The organism is Tateyamaria sp. (genome assembly GCF_039945315.1).
Taxonomy (GTDB): domain Bacteria; phylum Pseudomonadota; class Alphaproteobacteria; order Rhodobacterales; family Rhodobacteraceae; genus Tateyamaria.
The window spans coordinates 1-15,973 of sequence record NZ_JBDUXB010000028.1 but is presented as its reverse complement, the minus strand read 5'-3'; the positions used below and the strand labels follow the sequence as shown (position 1 = coordinate 15,973).

27 protein-coding genes and 1 pseudogene are annotated in these 15,973 nt (G+C 55.9%); 5 read left to right on the top strand and 23 right to left on the bottom strand.

The window, feature by feature from the left end:
* Positions 1-12: 12 nt before the first annotated feature.
* From rplF to rpmC, 8 genes are all read right to left on the bottom strand, one after another.
* Positions 13-546, bottom strand: coding sequence for a 50S ribosomal protein L6 (gene rplF / locus ABJD00_RS08560; RefSeq protein WP_413833818.1), 534 nt, complete (start codon positions 544-546; stop codon positions 13-15).
* 10 nt (positions 547-556) lie between these two features.
* Positions 557-949 carry a 30S ribosomal protein S8 gene (rpsH, locus tag ABJD00_RS08555; protein WP_413833815.1) on the bottom strand — a complete coding sequence of 131 codons (393 nt, stop codon included), beginning with the start codon at positions 947-949 and terminating at the stop codon, positions 557-559.
* 13 nt (positions 950-962) lie between these two features.
* Positions 963-1,268, bottom strand: coding sequence for a 30S ribosomal protein S14 (gene rpsN / locus ABJD00_RS08550; RefSeq protein WP_413833812.1), 306 nt, complete (start codon positions 1,266-1,268; stop codon positions 963-965).
* Positions 1,269-1,286: 18 nt separating this feature from the next.
* Positions 1,287-1,850: a 50S ribosomal protein L5 gene (gene rplE / locus ABJD00_RS08545; protein ID WP_413833809.1), complete on the bottom strand. Its 564-nt coding sequence runs from the start codon at positions 1,848-1,850 to the stop codon at positions 1,287-1,289.
* Complete coding sequence (rplX, locus tag ABJD00_RS08540; RefSeq protein WP_108838845.1) at positions 1,850-2,155, bottom strand: 50S ribosomal protein L24; 306 nt, start codon at positions 2,153-2,155, stop codon at positions 1,850-1,852. Before rplX ends, rplE begins: the two co-directional genes overlap by 1 nt.
* Positions 2,155-2,523: a 50S ribosomal protein L14 gene (gene rplN / locus ABJD00_RS08535; RefSeq protein ID WP_108838846.1), complete on the bottom strand. Its 369-nt coding sequence runs from the start codon at positions 2,521-2,523 to the stop codon at positions 2,155-2,157. Before rplN ends, rplX begins: the two co-directional genes overlap by 1 nt.
* 77 nt (positions 2,524-2,600) lie before the next feature.
* Entirely contained in the window at positions 2,601-2,831 is a 231-nt protein-coding gene (rpsQ, locus tag ABJD00_RS08530; RefSeq protein ID WP_024088546.1) for a 30S ribosomal protein S17, read from the bottom strand.
* Positions 2,832-2,842: 11 nt separating this feature from the next.
* Positions 2,843-3,043 carry a 50S ribosomal protein L29 gene (rpmC, locus tag ABJD00_RS08525; protein WP_413833804.1) on the bottom strand — a complete coding sequence of 67 codons (201 nt, stop codon included), beginning with the start codon at positions 3,041-3,043 and terminating at the stop codon, positions 2,843-2,845.
* Between the two features lie 210 nt (positions 3,044-3,253).
* Between rpmC and ABJD00_RS08520 the strand changes: the two genes are divergently transcribed.
* From ABJD00_RS08520 to ABJD00_RS08510, 3 genes are all read left to right on the top strand, one after another.
* The gene (locus ABJD00_RS08520; protein ID WP_413833802.1) at positions 3,254-3,772 is read left to right on the top strand and encodes a GNAT family N-acetyltransferase; all 519 of its coding nucleotides are present in this window, start codon (positions 3,254-3,256) and stop codon (positions 3,770-3,772) included.
* Between the two features lie 253 nt (positions 3,773-4,025).
* Positions 4,026-4,436, top strand: coding sequence for a DUF6636 domain-containing protein (locus tag ABJD00_RS08515; RefSeq protein ID WP_413833800.1), 411 nt, complete (start codon positions 4,026-4,028; stop codon positions 4,434-4,436).
* 41 nt (positions 4,437-4,477) lie between these two features.
* Positions 4,478-5,098 carry a TIGR02466 family protein gene (locus tag ABJD00_RS08510; RefSeq protein ID WP_413833798.1) on the top strand — a complete coding sequence of 207 codons (621 nt, stop codon included), beginning with the start codon at positions 4,478-4,480 and terminating at the stop codon, positions 5,096-5,098.
* Between the two features lie 37 nt (positions 5,099-5,135).
* Here ABJD00_RS08510 and ABJD00_RS08505 read toward each other — a convergent pair whose 3' ends face one another.
* A complete protein-coding gene (locus ABJD00_RS08505) occupies positions 5,136-5,300 on the bottom strand; it encodes a hypothetical protein (protein ID WP_413853622.1) in 165 nt (54 codons plus the stop codon).
* A gap of 228 nt (positions 5,301-5,528) precedes the next feature.
* On the opposite strand from ABJD00_RS08505, the gene ABJD00_RS08500 reads away from it, so the two are divergent.
* Positions 5,529-6,107 (top strand): hemerythrin domain-containing protein, encoded by a 579-nt coding sequence (locus ABJD00_RS08500; protein WP_413833796.1) that lies wholly within the window; start codon positions 5,529-5,531, stop codon positions 6,105-6,107.
* A 4-nt stretch (positions 6,108-6,111) separates the two neighbouring features.
* On the opposite strand, the gene ABJD00_RS08495 is transcribed toward ABJD00_RS08500, so the two are convergent.
* The 9 genes from ABJD00_RS08495 to ABJD00_RS08455 all read right to left on the bottom strand — a co-directional run bounded on the left by ABJD00_RS08495 (position 6,112) and on the right by ABJD00_RS08455 (position 12,705).
* Entirely contained in the window at positions 6,112-6,324 is a 213-nt protein-coding gene (locus ABJD00_RS08495) for a hypothetical protein (protein ID WP_413833793.1), read from the bottom strand.
* A gap of 428 nt (positions 6,325-6,752) precedes the next feature.
* Entirely contained in the window at positions 6,753-7,166 is a 414-nt protein-coding gene (rplP, locus tag ABJD00_RS08490) for a 50S ribosomal protein L16 (RefSeq protein ID WP_108838854.1), read from the bottom strand.
* 15 nt (positions 7,167-7,181) lie between these two features.
* Entirely contained in the window at positions 7,182-7,889 is a 708-nt protein-coding gene (gene rpsC, locus ABJD00_RS08485) for a 30S ribosomal protein S3 (RefSeq protein WP_108838855.1), read from the bottom strand.
* On the bottom strand, positions 7,889-8,269 hold the full coding sequence (gene rplV / locus ABJD00_RS08480; protein ID WP_299210808.1) for a 50S ribosomal protein L22: 381 nt from the start codon (positions 8,267-8,269) through the stop codon (positions 7,889-7,891). The genes rpsC and rplV overlap by 1 nt, the downstream gene beginning before the upstream one ends.
* Positions 8,266-8,544 carry a 30S ribosomal protein S19 gene (gene rpsS, locus ABJD00_RS08475; protein WP_108838857.1) on the bottom strand — a complete coding sequence of 93 codons (279 nt, stop codon included), beginning with the start codon at positions 8,542-8,544 and terminating at the stop codon, positions 8,266-8,268. Before rpsS ends, rplV begins: the two co-directional genes overlap by 4 nt.
* A 3-nt stretch (positions 8,545-8,547) precedes the next feature.
* Complete coding sequence (gene rplB, locus ABJD00_RS08470) at positions 8,548-9,390, bottom strand: 50S ribosomal protein L2 (protein WP_108838858.1); 843 nt, start codon at positions 9,388-9,390, stop codon at positions 8,548-8,550.
* Positions 9,391-9,684: 294 nt separating this feature from the next.
* Entirely contained in the window at positions 9,685-10,566 is an 882-nt protein-coding gene (locus tag ABJD00_RS08465; RefSeq protein WP_413849377.1) for a lysophospholipid acyltransferase family protein, read from the bottom strand.
* A 350-nt stretch (positions 10,567-10,916) separates the two neighbouring features.
* Positions 10,917-11,576 carry a hypothetical protein gene (locus ABJD00_RS08460; RefSeq protein WP_413849375.1) on the bottom strand — a complete coding sequence of 220 codons (660 nt, stop codon included), beginning with the start codon at positions 11,574-11,576 and terminating at the stop codon, positions 10,917-10,919.
* Between the two features lie 421 nt (positions 11,577-11,997).
* Positions 11,998-12,705, bottom strand: a complete 708-nt coding sequence (locus ABJD00_RS08455) for a VPLPA-CTERM sorting domain-containing protein (RefSeq protein ID WP_413849373.1) — start codon at positions 12,703-12,705, stop codon at positions 11,998-12,000.
* A gap of 428 nt (positions 12,706-13,133) precedes the next feature.
* Here ABJD00_RS08455 and ABJD00_RS08450 point away from each other — a divergent pair, with 428 nt between their 5' ends.
* Entirely contained in the window at positions 13,134-13,481 is a 348-nt protein-coding gene (locus ABJD00_RS08450; RefSeq protein ID WP_413849371.1) for a phasin family protein, read from the top strand.
* A 71-nt stretch (positions 13,482-13,552) separates the two neighbouring features.
* Here the strand turns inward: ABJD00_RS08450 and ABJD00_RS08445 are convergent, their stop codons facing one another.
* The 5 genes and pseudogenes from ABJD00_RS08445 to tuf form a co-directional block, all read right to left on the bottom strand.
* Positions 13,553-13,849 carry a 50S ribosomal protein L23 gene (locus ABJD00_RS08445; protein WP_108838862.1) on the bottom strand — a complete coding sequence of 99 codons (297 nt, stop codon included), beginning with the start codon at positions 13,847-13,849 and terminating at the stop codon, positions 13,553-13,555.
* A complete protein-coding gene (gene rplD / locus ABJD00_RS08440; protein WP_413849369.1) occupies positions 13,846-14,463 on the bottom strand; it encodes a 50S ribosomal protein L4 in 618 nt (205 codons plus the stop codon). Before rplD ends, ABJD00_RS08445 begins: the two co-directional genes overlap by 4 nt.
* Positions 14,460-15,320, bottom strand: a complete 861-nt coding sequence (gene rplC, locus ABJD00_RS08435) for a 50S ribosomal protein L3 (RefSeq protein ID WP_413844905.1) — start codon at positions 15,318-15,320, stop codon at positions 14,460-14,462. Before rplC ends, rplD begins: the two co-directional genes overlap by 4 nt.
* A 12-nt stretch (positions 15,321-15,332) precedes the next feature.
* Complete coding sequence (gene rpsJ, locus ABJD00_RS08430; RefSeq protein WP_108838874.1) at positions 15,333-15,647, bottom strand: 30S ribosomal protein S10; 315 nt, start codon at positions 15,645-15,647, stop codon at positions 15,333-15,335.
* 139 nt (positions 15,648-15,786) lie between these two features.
* A pseudogene (gene tuf, locus ABJD00_RS08425) lies at positions 15,787-15,973 on the bottom strand (elongation factor Tu); the annotation flags it as partial.

Here is a 15,973-nt window from a genome sequence, read left to right as displayed (position 1 = left end):
GTTCCTGGTCCTTTACTTCTTCTTGCCTTCCTTACGGAAGATGAATTCGCCTTTATAGCGGATGCCTTTGCCCTTGTAAGGCTCGGGCTTACGCCACTCGCGGATGTTAGCAGCCACTTGGCCGACCAACTGCTCGTCGATACCTTCGACGACAATTTCAGTCTGCTTGGGGGCTGTAACAGTCACACCCGCTGGTGGGGTGTAGTCGACGTCGTGCGACAGGCCGAGGTTCAGTTTCAGAGTGTTACCCTGCATGTTGGCACGATAACCAACACCCTGGATTTCCAGCTCTTTCTTGAAACCGTCTGTCACGCCGGTCACCAGGTTTGCGACCATAGTGCGGGACATGCCCCACTGTTGGCGCGCGCGCTTGGATTTACCACGGGGTGTGATTGTGACGGCGTTGTCTTCAACCGCGAGGGTCACATCGTCGGTCGCTTTGAACGAACGTGTGCCTTTGGGGCCTTTGACTTCGATCTGCTGACCAGAGATTGACGCTGTAACGCCACTGGGCAGATCGACCGGTTTTTTTCCAATACGAGACATCTGCTTCTCCTTAGAAGATCGTGCAGAGCACTTCGCCACCAACATTTTGGCTGCGAGCGTTTGCATCCGACATCACACCCTTGGAGGTGGAGACAATCGACACACCCAGGCCCTGACGGACGGATGGGATGTCATTGACGCCCATGTAAACGCGACGACCGGGTTTGGACACCCGCTTCAGTTCGCGAATAACAGGTTCGCCTTCGTAGTACTTGAGGCTGATCTCGATAGCCGGGTGGCCATCTTCACCTGTAGTTTCTTCGAAACCACGGATGTAACCTTCGTCCGCAAGCACTTCGAGAACGCGGACACGCAGTTTCGACGCTGGGGTCGAGACCACGGATTTGCCGCGCATCTGGCTGTTGCGGATGCGGGTGAGCATATCTGCGATAGGATCGGTCATACTATTCTCTCCCTTACCAGCTTGACTTGACCATGCCGGGGATCTGGCCGGCAGAGCCGAGTTCCCGCAGCGCGATCCGGCTGATTTTCAGCTTGCGGTAATACGCATGCGGACGGCCGGTCATTTGGCAACGATTGTGAAGACGTGTGGCGGAGCTGTTGCGTGGCAGTTTGGCCAGCTTCAGAGATGCGCGGAAACGATCTTCCATCGGTTTGGTTTCGTCGCTGATGATTGCTTTGAGCTCTGCACGCTTGGCGGCGTACTTCTTCACCAGCTTTTCGCGCTTCACTTCGCGCGCGATCATGGATTTTTTAGCCATATCTAGTCTCTCCTGCGCTTACGAGTTGAAGGGCATGTTGAAGTGCTTCAGCAAGGCTTTTGCTTCGGCATCGGTTTGGGCTGTGGTTGCGATCACAATGTCCATACCCCAGGTCTCATCGACTTTATCGAAATCGATCTCGGGGAAAACGATGTGCTCTTTAAGGCCCATGGCGTAGTTGCCACGACCATCAAAGGACTTGCCCGGCACGCCGCGGAAGTCACGAACACGAGGCATCGCAATTGTGATCAGACGATCGAGGAATTCGTACATCCGGTCGCCGCGCAGCGTCACTTTGGCACCCAACGGCATGTCTTCGCGAACGCGGAAACCAGCGATGGATTTCTTGGCCGTCGTGGTCAGGGCCTTCTGACCAGCGATTGCTGTCAGATCTTCCTGAGCCGATTTGGCTTTCTTGCTGTCACGGACGGCTTCGGCACCGCAGCCAATGTTCAGGACGATTTTGTCCAGACGCGGGATCTGCATGTCGTTCTTGTAGGCGAACTCTTCTTTCATCGCAGCCTTGATTGTGTCCTTGAACACGGCCTTGAGGCGGGGGGTGTAGTTTGCAGTGTCGAGCATCAGATCACGTCCCCTGTTGTTTTGGCAAAGCGCACTTTTTTGTCGCCGTCCATTTTGAAGCCGACGCGTGTTGCTTTGCCATTGGCATCCAGCAGCGCGACGTTAGACAGATCAACCGGCATCGCCTTTGGGATGCGGCCGCCTTGGCTTTCTTGCGTCTGGCGTGTGGCGCGGATGGCGATGTTGATGCCATCAACCACGGCTTTGTTGGATTTCGGGTCGATCGAGGAAATTGTGCCCTCTTTGCCCTTGTCCTTGCCGGCCAGCATGACGACCTTGTCGCCCTTTTTCAGTTTCGCAGCCATCAGAGCACCTCCGGAGCAAGCGAGATAATCTTCATGAAGTTCTTGGCGCGCAGTTCACGAACAACTGGGCCAAAGATACGTGTACCTACGGGCTCGTTTGCGTTATTCAGGATGACGGCGGCGTTACGGTCAAAACGGATGGCTGTGCCATCGTCACGACGAACTTCCTTGGCGGTGCGTACGACGACGGCCTTACGGACGTCCCCCTTCTTTACGCGGCCGCGTGGAATGGCTTCCTTGACCGACACGACAATGACGTCGCCGACGGATGCGTACTTACGCTTGGAACCACCCAGTACCTTGATGCACTGAACACGGCGCGCGCCGCTATTGTCAGCAACATCCAGGTTGGTTTGCATCTGGATCATTTGGTTTCTCCCGACCTTTGGGGGGCGATGCGTGCCTGATCCCCAGGGTTTCGATTAATGTGGCAAATGCCGGAAACTTACGCTTCCAGCACCTCCCAGCGTTTTGTCTTCGATTTTGGCGCGCATTCGATGATGCGTACGGAATCGCCAACCTTGAAGGCATTCTTTTCATCGTGCGCCCGGTACTTCTTGGACTTACGAATGGTTTTCTTCAGAACCGGGTGCGTGAAACGACGTTCCACGGAAACGGTGACTGTCTGGGCGTTGGCATCGGATGTCACGGTGCCGGTCAAAATACGCTTGGGCATCTAAGGGCTCCTTATTCCGCTGCTGCTTGGGCTTTTTCGTTCAAGATCGTCTTGACGCGCGCGGCATCACGACGGACCGTGCGCAGACGCGCCGGATTCTCGATCGCACCTGTGGCCTGCTGGAAACGCAGGTTGAAGGCTTCTTTTTTCAGGTTTGCGAGGTCATCGCGAAGCTGGTCGGGGGTCTTATCCCGAAGTTCTTGGGCGTTCATGCGCCGTATCCTTTCAACATCACCGGCAGGCCGCAAAAAAGCGTAACCCGATTCCCGGTGGAGTGGGTGAAGTGCGCCGTATAGGGGGGGCGCTCGCTTATAGCAAGCCAAAACCTTGCATATTCAGCAAACAACCGCATAGCGCTTGCGCGCTAGCCCACCAGCACCTTAACACTTGGAGATTGAACTGCACAAACACAGGGCCGTGGCATGGAATTTACAGTCGAAAACCTGACAGCCCCGCCTGACAAGGCAGAGTTGACTCCGATGCTTACCGAGTTCTTCGAGTTTATGGTATCTAACCTTGTTAGCCTGGGAGGTCCGACCCCTGATATTTCCCTCGTGATCGACGCCTTCTGGAAAGAGGCACATCACTACCTCCCGCCGACCGGGCAAAGCCTGCTGGCCCGCGACAGTGAGGGTCATCTCATCGGAATGGGGAGTTTGCGCGACATCGGTGAGGGTAAGGGTGAGCTAAAGCGACTCTATGTTCGCCCACAGGCCCGCGGAACCGGGCTTGGCAGAATTCTCGTACAGCGCCGAATAGACACCGCAAGGGACATGGGTCTAACAACCCTGCTGGCCGATACATTCAAGGCAAACGTGGAAATGCTGGGCCTCTACGAAAGCTTGGGTTTCGAGCGCATCGAAGGGTTCAAGGAAAGCGCGACCCTCGAAATGTACCCAGAATTTGCACCATTCATGGCCTTTGTGCGCCTGAGGCTGTGACGGACGGCAACGTGCACTTCTGTCACTGCCAGCGGCCTTGTAGGCTCAGGAACACTTCTATCCGCTATTTGTCCTATCTACGCTTCGCGATCGGCCCATAGCCTGAAGTCAACCTATTTGAGTGGGAACAAAACTGCTGCTTGCAAGTGCAGATAGCATCGCGGCGCGACCCGCTTGTTTCGATCATACTTGATCGATGAAACCGCTGATGACTAACATGAAGTGTGATGCATCGACGCTGCGGAGATTGCCAATGCACTACACTGCCATTTTACTTGGCCTTGCGACCATTGCTGGTTCAGCCGCAGCAGATGTCTGGACGTTCGAAACACCGTCGGAAAACATCCAGTGCTCGGTCGGCGAAGGCCCCACCTCCTCTGACATCCGATGTACGATCATTGAACGCAGCGGCACACCCGCAGCGCCGCGCCCGGAGTGGTGTGTGGCAGACTGGGGTCACACGTTTCTGATGAATGACCGTGGCTTTGTCTCAATGGAATGCGCGCCTCTGAACCGCAACAAGGACGGATTTGACCGCGCCGAGTATGGAGTCACGGGCGAGCTTGGGGGCTTCGTTTGCACTTCGGCGACAACTGGGCTGACTTGCCGTAACCTCGACGGTCATGGGTTTTTTCTTTCCCGCGCGGTCCAGCAAGTGTTCTGAGCCTATCGCCACGCGCGGACAGGTGCGCTACATACCCGCGCATGTCTCGTATCACATCTCTTTTCACAACCCGCCTGTATCACGCCCCCCTCTCCGCGTTCGATCCCAAAGTCGAGCCGGGTGAACTGGAGCAAAACTGCTATGCCATCGCCGAAGATGATGAGGCGGGTCATGATTGGTGCGAGGAACAGGGTTATCCTGGCTACACGTCCTATGCCTCGCTCAACGATCTGCCCTGGCGGTTCCCGATCTTCAAAGATGTGGTCGCCGCACTGGACCAACACGTTGCTGCCTTTGCCAAGGACCTCGCCTTTGATCTTGGGGACAAGACACTAGTGCTGGACAGCATCTGGATCAACATCCTGCCCGAAGGTGGCATTCACACGGGGCACATCCACCCGCACTCGGTGATTTCCGGAACAACATATGTGGCGATGCCCGAAGGCACGTCCGCCCTCAAATTGGAAGACCCACGTCTGCCTATGATGATGGCGTCACCAGGACGGACCGAAGACGCGCCTGAAGATCTGAAGACGTTTCACTATGTCAAACCCAATGCGGGCGATGTGTTGTTGTGGGAAAGCTGGCTGCGTCACGAAGTGCCAATGAACATGGCCGAAGATGAACGGGTTTCAGTATCGTTCAACTATCGTTGGGAATAGGGATGCGCGCAGCCAATGGCGCACCCGGCCCGTAAGGTCAGGCGATCGACAGGAACAGCTGCCAGCAGAACGCGATCTTTGCGTCGAGGCCAAGATAGCGCGTCAGCAACAAGACAGCGAACACAACGGCCGCGGTCATAGATGCAACGGTTATTGCCAGGTTGAGATCGAGCAAGCTGGGCTTGCGAAATGCCAGCCGCAATTTCCGTTCTTGCTCATATCGATCAAATGTACACAACATCGTCTGGTCCCTATGTCTTCGTTACATCGGTGTGTCAGCCTAGAATGTCCGCATTAAGCAAGAATTGGGGCAATTTTGAGCAACCCTTGGCAGTATCCCGGCCCTTGGCCTATGGGCTGCACGAAATTTGGGGCGGTGAACACGGGCCATATCACAGGGCCCGTTCAAACAACGGGTGGGAGAAACTGGATGAACGATCTGTCGACTACACCGCTGGATGAGCTTGATGTCGAGACAGGCACGCGCCCCAGCGCCCCTGCGCTTGCACATGTCAGTGCGGCCCAACGGGAAAAGGGGCGCCACCTTGCTGCGATCCACGCGCATTACCTACAGGACATGGCCCGACTCAGCGCCGTGATTGACCGGATCGAGGCTGGCGACAGCCCGCCCGCGCACCTCGAACAGATCGTGCTGGCATCGGACATGGCCCAGAACTTTGCCGCGTTTGGTAACTTGTGTGGACAGGGTTGTCAGATGCTGACGATGCACCACAACATTGAAGAGCATCACATGTTCCCCGAAATTGAGGGCAGAGCCGCCCCCTTCGCCGCCCTAATCGCGCGGCTGCGGGAAGAGCATAAAGTCGTGCATGAATTACTGAACCGGCTGGCCGGTTGTGCTGAGCGGCTCACACGATCCCCGGATGCAGAGGGCTTTGCCGAAACCCGCGATGTGTTTCGCGCCCTGCTGCGCGCGATTCAAAGCCATTTCCACTACGAAGAAACCGAACTGGAATCCGCGATCGGGGTGTACGTCGATAGGATTTAAGCGATCAGGACTTGTCCGTTCGCGCGGCCTTGTTGGCCTCTTCCGCTTCTTTACGGGCTGCCTTTTCTTCGCGGGTCAGCGTGTTGCCCCACTGGTTGTTGGACAAGCCAAGGCCCTCTGGCATCGGCTTGGTCTTGCCCTTCTTCACCTCGCCTCCCTTGTCGAGAAACGCTTTGATCAGGTCTTCATCCGTGGTGGGCTTGGGGACTTGTTTCATAGGCTGGCCTCGCTGGCAGTGGTGACTATGATGTCCAGCTTAGCGATCTTGATGCCAATAGCCACCGCCAAGCCGCGACGTCGAAAGGCCGCGGTATGTCGATCCATCCGATCCGCAACAGTACTTTATGGCGGCCAAGAGCATCTTCAATCCGAGTTGAGCGCTGGTGGTTCAAGTATCGACATCCCGGTGATGGCCTATCGAGAACGCGACGGCCTTGAGGCCTTTCTTGGCTCCGGTTCTGCCCCACCTCTTCATGAGAGTGGGGCTTATTCGCCGACTCGATCCGTTGGGAACCAAAGTCGCATCAGGAATTCATATGAAAGTTCACCACTGGCAACAGATAGCCCCTCAAAAGTAAAACCCCCGAAGCTTTCGCGCCGAGGGCTTTAATTCTCAGTTTCGAGCGAGGTGACCCTCGCCCTAAATCACCAGTCCTCGCGAACCACGACCCGTGTTTTGATCGGCAGTTTCATCGCCGCCAGACGCAGCGCTTCACGCGCGATGTCGTCGTTCACGCCGTCGATCTCAAACATCACTCGGCCGGGTTTGACTTTGGCCGCCCAACGGTCGACCGAGCCTTTACCTTTACCCATCCGCACTTCGATCGGTTTGGCCGAAATCGGCACATCCGGGAAGATACGGATCCAGACGCGGCCCTGACGTTTCATGTGACGCGTCATGGCACGACGTGCGGCTTCGATCTGACGGGCGGTGATCCGCTCGGGTTCGATCGCTTTGAGGCCGTAAGTCCCAAAGTTCAGGTCAGACCCGCCCTTTGCCAGACCCTTGATCGAGCCCTTAAACTGCTTACGGAATTTCGTACGCTTTGGTTGAAGCATGCTTATGCCCTCCTATCAGCGACGACCGCCGGCACCGCGAGGTGCTGGGCCGTCTTGGAGTTCTTGTGCTTTACGGTCACGCGCCTGCGGATCGTGCTCCATGATTTCACCTTTAAAGATCCAGGTCTTGATCCCGATGATACCATAGGCCGTTGTCGCTTCGACGTGGGCGTAATCGATGTCGGCACGCAAAGTATGAAGAGGCACACGGCCCTCACGATACCATTCGGTGCGCGCGATCTCGGCGCCACCAAGGCGGCCCGCGACGTTGACGCGGATGCCGAGGGCACCCATACGCATTGCGTTTTGCACGGCACGTTTCATGGCGCGACGGAAAGACACCCGGCGTTCCAGCTGTTGGGCGATGCTTTCACCAACCAGTGCAGCGTCCAGCTCTGGCTTGCGCACTTCAACGATGTTGAGGTGCAACTCAGAGTCGGTCAGGTTCGCCAGCTTCTTGCGCAGACCTTCGATGTCCGCACCTTTCTTGCCGATGATGACACCGGGGCGGGCTGTGTGGATCGTGACGCGGCACTTTTTGTGCGGACGTTCGATGATCACACGGGCAACACCGGCCTGCTTGCACTCATCCTTGATGAAATCGCGGATTTTCAGGTCTTCCAGCAGAAGGTTCCCGTAGTCCTTTGTGTCGGCATACCAGCGGCTGTCCCATGTACGGTTCACCTGCAGGCGCATGCCAATCGGATTGACTTTGTTACCCATTAGGCTTGCTCCTCAACTTGACGTACCTTGATCGTGATTTCCGCGAACGGCTTCATGATCTTGCCGAAACGACCGCGCGCACGAGGGCGCCCACGTTTCATGGTCAGGTTTTTACCAACCCAAGCTTCGGCAACGATCAGCTCGTCAACGTCCAGGTTGTGGTTGTTTTCAGCGTTGGCAATGGCCGACTGCAGGCACTTCTTGACGTCCTGAGCGATACGCTTTTTCGAGAAGGTCAGGTCCGTCAGGGCCTTGTCCACCTTCTTGCCACGGATCATCTGGGCAACGAGGTTCAGCTTTTGCGGAGAGGTGCGCAACATGCGCGTCTTCGCCATCGCCTCATTGTCCGCCACGCGGCGCGGGTTCTTATCCTTGCTCATTTGCGTTTCGCCTTCTTATCAGCGGCGTGACCGTAATAGGTACGCGTGGGCGAATATTCACCGAACTTCTGGCCGATCATCTCTTCGGACACGTTCACGGGAATATGCTTGTGGCCGTTGTAAACGCCAAACGTCAGACCCACGAATTGGGGCAGGATCGTCGAGCGGCGCGACCAGATTTTGATAACTTCATTGCGACCCGACTCACGGGCAGCTTCGGCCTTTTTCAACACATAAGAGTCGACAAAGGGGCCTTTCCAAACAGAACGAGACATCTATCAGCGTCCTTTCTTCTTGGCGTGACGCGAGCGGACGATCAGCTTTTGCGACGCTTTGTTCTTGTTGCGGGTACGGGCACCCTTGGTCGGTTTGCCCCATGGGGACACAGGGTGACGACCACCCGATGTGCGCCCTTCACCACCACCGTGAGGGTGGTCGATTGGGTTCATGACGACACCACGTACAGAAGGACGGATGCCCTTGTGACGCATGCGGCCCGCTTTACCGTAGTTCTGGTTGGAGTTGTCGGGGTTGGACACGGCACCGACGGTGGCCATGCATTCCTGACGTACCAGACGCAGTTCACCCGAGCTGAGACGGATCTGAGCGTAGCCACCATCGCGGCCCACGAACTGGGCGTATGTGCCAGCGGCACGCGCGATCTGACCACCCTTGCCGGGCTTCAGTTCGATGTTGTGGATGATTGTCCCGATGGGCATGCCGCTGAAGGGCATCGCGTTACCGGGCTTGATGTCGGCCTTGGCGGCAGAGATCACTTTGTCCCCGATGGCCAGACGCTGAGGCGCGAGGATATAGGCCTGTTCGCCGTCCTCGTAGCGCACCAGAGCGATAAACGCTGTCCGGTTAGGGTCATATTCGATGCGTTCGACGGTTGCCGCCACATCCATTTTTGTCCGCTTGAAATCGACGATCCGATAAAGACGCTTTGCGCCCCCGCCTGTGCGGCGCATCGTGATCCGTCCGGTGTTGTTCCGTCCGCCAGACTTGGTCAAACCCTGTGTAAGGGATTTGACCGGGCGGCCTTTCCAAAGCTCCGAACGGTCGATCAGTACCAGCCCACGCTGGCCCGGCGTCGTCGGCTTATACGACTTGAGTGCCATGATTGCTGTCTTCCGTTTTGCTATATCGCGAGGGTTGCCCCTCGCCTGTGGTTATAGGCCCCCGTAGGTGCCCGAGATGGAGTGCTCAAACGAGCAAAGACAAAGCCCCGGACGAATCCGGGGCGCTGCCGATGGGTGCGTGTATAAAGGCAATGGGTTGGGGTCAAGCGTTTAGAGCGCAAAAACCCTCGTCTGGGCTGTGGGCCTATGAACCAAAAGCTGATGCATATCGGTAAAGCAGGCCCTGGAGCGTTCCCTAGCAAATGACTGCTGCTCCGTGGAATTGGACCGGTTCTAGCGTCGCATGTCCTTCCAACGCCGCAGAAGCCAGTACCACTGGTCAGGTTTTTCTAGGATACGGGCGGATAGATTATCGTTAAAGGCATGCGTCATGGTGCTCGGGTCACTGGGCTCGACAGGGTTTTCGAACTCCACATCTATGTCACTGCTGTTTTCGCGCCTTGTGCCAAAGACAGGCATAAAAGGAACGTCATATTTCAAAGCAAGGCGCGCAGCCGCGAGTGAGGTAAGGGCGTCGAAGCCCAGAAATGGCAGCATCTCGCCGTCTACGGTTTTTTCATCCAAGAGTATCGCAACAAAACCGCCTGACCGTAGGTGACGGATCATTGCTTTGGTGCCATTTGGTCCGGTGCTCAGGGCTGGCTTGCCCCCCTGCTCAATCCCACGTGCCAGTAGGCGCTGGTAATGCCGATTGCTCTGAGGTCGATAAACGCCTGCGGTTTCCATTCCCCGGTATTTGAGAACCGCTCGCACCGCTTCCCATTGACCAAAATGTCCCGAGACAAGGATCGCTCCTTTTCCCTCGGCACGCGCCTTTTGCAGCACCGCAAGGCCCGGGCCAGATATGTGGAACCTGTCCTGTCGTTCCTGAAACTCGGTGTTATGGAAAACCTCAAACAGGGTACGCCCCATATTCTGCCCCATCTTGCGACTGAGGCTTAAGCGTTCGGCAAGGACCATATCCGGGTAGATGCGCCGGATCTCACGGTCAAACCGTCGGCGCGCAATTGGTATCCAGCTCATGGCCCAGCCAAAAACATTGCCTAGGCTGCGCGCCCTGTCGTCAAAGCCGCGCCATTTTGAATAGGTCAAAACGGTCCACAAAGGGATATAACGAAGGTGTTGCCAGATATACTTGGCGGGACGTGCAAGCATCTGTCCTGTATGGGGGTGTTTGCGAGTAAGTCCACTTGTATTTAAGTCAATTCAAACAATCTGAGTTGATGGTTTTTCCTTATGTACTCAGCATGACTTTTTTGCGGGGCATTCGCCCGTCTTTGCGTCAGGTATCTGCTCAATGATCTCGGGTTGTTAATCGGAATGTAAACTCACAAAGCTGCTGGTTGCCAAAGGTCTGTGAGTGGCAAATTTGTCCGCAGAGCGGTCATTTGCTTACAATATGGAGAATGTTCGCTTCTGGTCGTTTCATAGGTCCCGAGCTTGAGAGCGGTGGACAGCCCATCCCCAAACTGGCTTTGGCGTAAGAGCGAGATTCAAACACCGGATCAGTTCAGCTTTTTGTCTTTCCAATACTTCGTTCCGTTCGCATTGGCATTCACCCGCCAACCCTTCTTGCTCAGAACGAAAAATGAGCGGCCTTCGGTAAACTGTACTTCAGCTTTATCACGCTCCTCACCCTGCATGGCACCAGCGCCAGCAGAGGCGTCATATCCAAGCTCGACAAATCTCTCAAAATCGGCGGGTGTTTCGAACATGACAACAAACTGGGATTCAAAGCCGCCAATGCCGAATGCAGCTCCCACGCCGCCTGTTCCCATCTGCATGTACGTCCGCGCCCCATCAGGGGCCACCGCAACGCCGCGACCAAACCCGCCAGACAATGGAAAAATTGTAACCTGACGCGTGTCAAATGCAGCATAGCCAGCGACGACTTCAAACGCGCGCGCGGCTTCTGCATTCTCAGCAAGGAGGCGTGCCATGACGTCTGCTTCCATCCTGTCGAGCTTGGCGCGGGTGGCTTCCGGCGTCTCTTCATTGCGGACGAGGTCACCCGTGGATTCAACAGCGTCGCCCACGGCCTCGACACCTTTTTTGGCGACGTTGCCCACCTTGTTGGCGCCAGACTTGATGCTATCTACGAGGCTCTCAGCATACACTGGCGCGGCCAGTAAAGACATTAGCGCCAACACGACTGCCGTTTTCATTTTCTTTGCCCCTTCAAAAGCAAGTGTCCAAATGCACACGTCAAATGGAACCGCGAATATCTCTCAAAGGATACAAGCATTCTGAAGTGTAAGTCGCAAGGCGAAGCGCTTTGGCGAAAAGATATGCTGAAGCTGATTTGGCAACGGATCACACGTTTATCCGCTGGAACAAGGTCGCCAGGTTCGCACGAAGGCATGTGTCAAAAGGCTGCGGCTGACGCGACAAAAGTCGGGCCAGCCACTTTGTGTGACGACAGATACACTCCCAGCGAACGCCAGATAGTACGCTGAAGCCAAGGTCCCCGACCATCACGATGTTTAGGCGATTAGCCAGCGCGCGCCGGTTGTGCTGGACCCTTTGCTTGCCAGCCCACCCAACTGCTTCTTTGGCTCGACACGATTGAGCGAGCCTGTGCGTCTCTTAAGATGTCTTACGCCGACGCGCTACGAAAAGACCGCCGAAAGCTGTCAGCAACATCAAACCGGCGGCAGGCACCGGCACAGCTGAAACGGTTACAAGGTTCTGGCTCCGGGTCGGCGTCCTTGTGCTTTCCAGAAAAGTCAGCTTGTATTTCTGCCCGCCGGTATATGCGAAGGCGTCGCTCAGAAAACCGTTGGCAGCATCCTGAACACCATCATCGGATGCTGTTTGGTAGAAGTCTCCCGCATTGATTGCGACACTCCAGTCATCATCATAAACCGCATTCCAAAGAGCGACCTGAAAACCGGCAGAATTCGTCTTGGTGGACAAGGCAGCATCATACCCAGAGTCGAATAGTCGTTGAATCCGGTCGATACCAGTGAGCCCACCCGCACCTACAACAGAGAGATTTTCGCTGTTGCTGAACGGTGTATTGGTCGCGGTGTAGCCGTAGTCCACGTTGTTTTGGACCGAGGCTAGCAGATCGAGGCAAAACACAATGAAGCTTTCCAAGCTCGTTGTGTCTTTCATCCGATACGCACCTGCGTTTACGCTGTTCGCGACTTCAGTCACATTGGCTTTTTTGAACCCTGCAACCGAACCGTCATAGGTCAATGTCATTGCCGAAGCGCTGCCTGAAGCAACCATAGCGACGAATGCACCCGTGGCGGCAATACGCGCTGTTTTGCTGAAAAATAGTTTGATCATTTTTACCTTTCCTGCACGCAGGTCAAACGCTGCGCACGAACCGTTTACTCATGCTTCACAACTTCAAAGCATTCCTCGAGTTAGCGGCTATACCGATATGCAGACAAGCCCCATTTCAGCCGCAATTGCCATAATTCGCCTTATTTTCAGCGCGATAAAGTTGAATTTCCCCATTTGCGGGAAATTGGGGTAACCCGTTCTGGCTTGACGCACGAAAAACCCCGACTTCCCGATCAGGGACCAGCGGCCAAGTCCTTCGCGCCAACTTCTTCTAAAATCAGATACGCCTTGATGATGCACTCGTACTGGCCAAAGAAGCCCAAGAACTTCTCTTCCAAAAAACGATCCAGATCAATTCGTCGTCTCCCCTCTCATGCTAGACTACGTCCAAGCCCCTCCACCGGGCACACTCGACAGGAGTAATCGACATGCCAAAGAACCCTAAAGCCAAGACACCCACCGAAACACCGGCCCTCGCCGCTATGTTGATGACCTTCAACCCTCCCGCAGCGACTATTTGGACTGAGGTGATGAATTCAAATGCGCGCTTCTTCATGGATCGGATGAAGCAGGATCTGGACGCCCAGGCGACCTTACTGACCTGCCGCGAGCCAAGTCAGCTGTTGCAAATCCAGTCCGATTTTTGTCGTGACGCCATGACGCAATACGCGGAACAGACCTCACGGATGCTCAAGTTGATGACAGAAGCGACGGAGCAAACCATGCAAACCGCGAAAACCGGGTTTTCTCGCGCCTATGATGATGTCCCGCTCTAGACCTGCATAAAGGAAAAACCCCGGCCGCTTTCGCAGCCGGGATTCAAAACCTTAAACGCTAAACTGGAGCCTTACAGCCCAGTTGTCACGTCGATCGTGTTGCCTTCTTCAAGCGTCACGTACGCCTTCTTGACGTCCTTGCGCTTGCCCAACTGACCACGGAAGCGCTTGACTTTGCCCTTCGTGATAGTCGTGTTCACAGCCTTCACCTTCACACCAAACAGCGCCTCAACGGCCTCTTTGATGGCGGGTTTGTTGCTATCGATGGCCACTTCAAAAACGATGGCACCATTCTCGGATGCCATGGTCGCTTTTTCGGTGATGATCGGCTTGCGGATCACGTCGTAATGTTCTGCCTTGGCACTCATTTCAGTCGAGCCTCCAGTGCTTCGATACCCGCCTTCGTGATCACCAGAGTGTCACGCTTCAGGATATCGTATACGTTTGCGCCCATCGTCGGCAGGATGTCCAAGCCTTCGATGTTACGGGACGCGGCGAGGAAGTCCTGATCGACAGACGCCCCATCGATGACCAACGCGCGTTTCCAGCCAAGGTTTTTCACCTGTTTGGCCAGAGCAGCAGTTTTGCCAGACGTTGTCGCGTCCTCGATCACCACCAACTCACCAGCTGCCATTTTGGCAGACAGCGCGTGGCGCAGGCCGAGCTTGCGGAACTTCTTGGGCAGGTCGTGGCCGTGCGAACGAACAACCGGGCCTTTGTAGATACCACCACCGCGGAAGATCGGAGCCGAACGTGCGCCGTGGCGTGCGCCGCCGGTGCCTTTCTGACGATAGATCTTCTTGGTCGAGTATTTCACTTCGGACCGTGTCTTGACCTTGTGTGTACCGGCTTGGGCGTTGTTACGCTGCCAGCGCACGACGCGGTGCAGGATGTCGGTGCGTGGCTCGAGGCCGAACAGAGCCTCGTCCAAGTCTACCGAACCGGCTTTGCCGCCGTCGAGTTTGATGACATCGAGTTTCATGCGTCACCTTCTTTCTTTTCAGCGGCTTCAGCTTCAGCAACTGCATCAGGTTTAGATGCATCAGCTTCGGCAGCGTCCAGTGCGGCTTGCTCTTCAGCGGCTGCTGCGGCTGCGGCTGCCTCTGCTTCGGCGGCAGCGGCTGCTGCGGCTTCTTCAGCGGCTTTGGCGGCTTCGTCAGCTGCAGATTTCAGAGCGGCGGGCAGGATCGCGTTTTCAGGGAACGGCTTTTTGACCGCGTCCTTGACGGTGACCCAGCCACCTTTGGATCCGGGCACAGCACCCTTGATCATGATCAGACCACGGTCGCTGTCTGTGCGCACAACTTGCAGGTTTTGCGTTGTGACACGGGCAGCACCCATGTGACCGGCCATTTTCTTGCCTTTGAAGACTTTGCCGGGGTCCTGACACTGACCTGTCGAACCGTGCGAACGGTGCGAAATCGAAACACCGTGCGACGCGCGCAGACCACCAAAGTTGTGGCGTTTCATGGCACCGGCAAAGCCTTTACCAATCGACGTGCCTGTGACGTCCACGAACTGACCTTCGAAGTAGTGATCAGCAATGATCTCTTCGCCGACGTTGATCATGTTCGATTCAGACACGCGGAACTCGACCAGCTTGCGCTTGGGCTCAACCTTTTGAGCAGCGAAGTGGCCACGCATGGCTTTGCTCACGCGCTTCACCTTGGGGCTACCTGCGCCCAAAGTGACCGCTGTGTAGCCGTCTTTGTCCGATGTACGTTGGCCGACAACCTGTAGACCGTCCAGTTGAAGAACAGTAACAGGAACCTGCTTGCCGTCTTCCATGAACAGCCGGGTCATGCCGACTTTCTTTGCGAGAATTCCAGAGCGCATAATCAATACCCTCCTTTACGATTGCAGCTTGATCTCGACGTCCACACCAGCGGCGAGGTCGAGCTTCATCAGCGCGTCTACGGTCTGGGGGGTCGGATCAACGATGTCGAGCAGACGCTTGTGCGTACGGATCTCGAACTGGTCACGGGATTTTTTGTCAACGTGGGGGCCACGCAGAACGGTGAATTTTTCGATCTTGTTCGGTAGCGGAATAGGACCGCGCACGGACGCACCGGTGCGTTTGGCGGTGTTGACGATTTCCTGTGTGGACGCGTCCAGCACACGATAGTCAAACGCCTTCAGCCGAATGCGAATGTTTTGGCTTTGGATTGCCATGTCTCAAGTTCCCTTATTCGGGTCTTTAGAGCGGAGAGGAGGAGCATCGCGCATCGATACCCCTCATCGCGTCTGATTTTTTTGGCGGGTGCCCTGATCGGGCACCCAGAACATCAAAAGCGTTGGCTCAAAATCACTCAGTGATTTTGGACACCACGCCGGCGCCGACTGTGCGGCCACCTTCTCGGATCGCAAAGCGCAGGCCCTGCTCCATGGCGATCGGTGCGATCAGCTCAACGCCGAAGGACACGTTGTCGCCGGGCATAACCATCTCGGTGCCTTCAGCCAGCTGAACCGTGCCGGTCACGTCCGTTGTACGG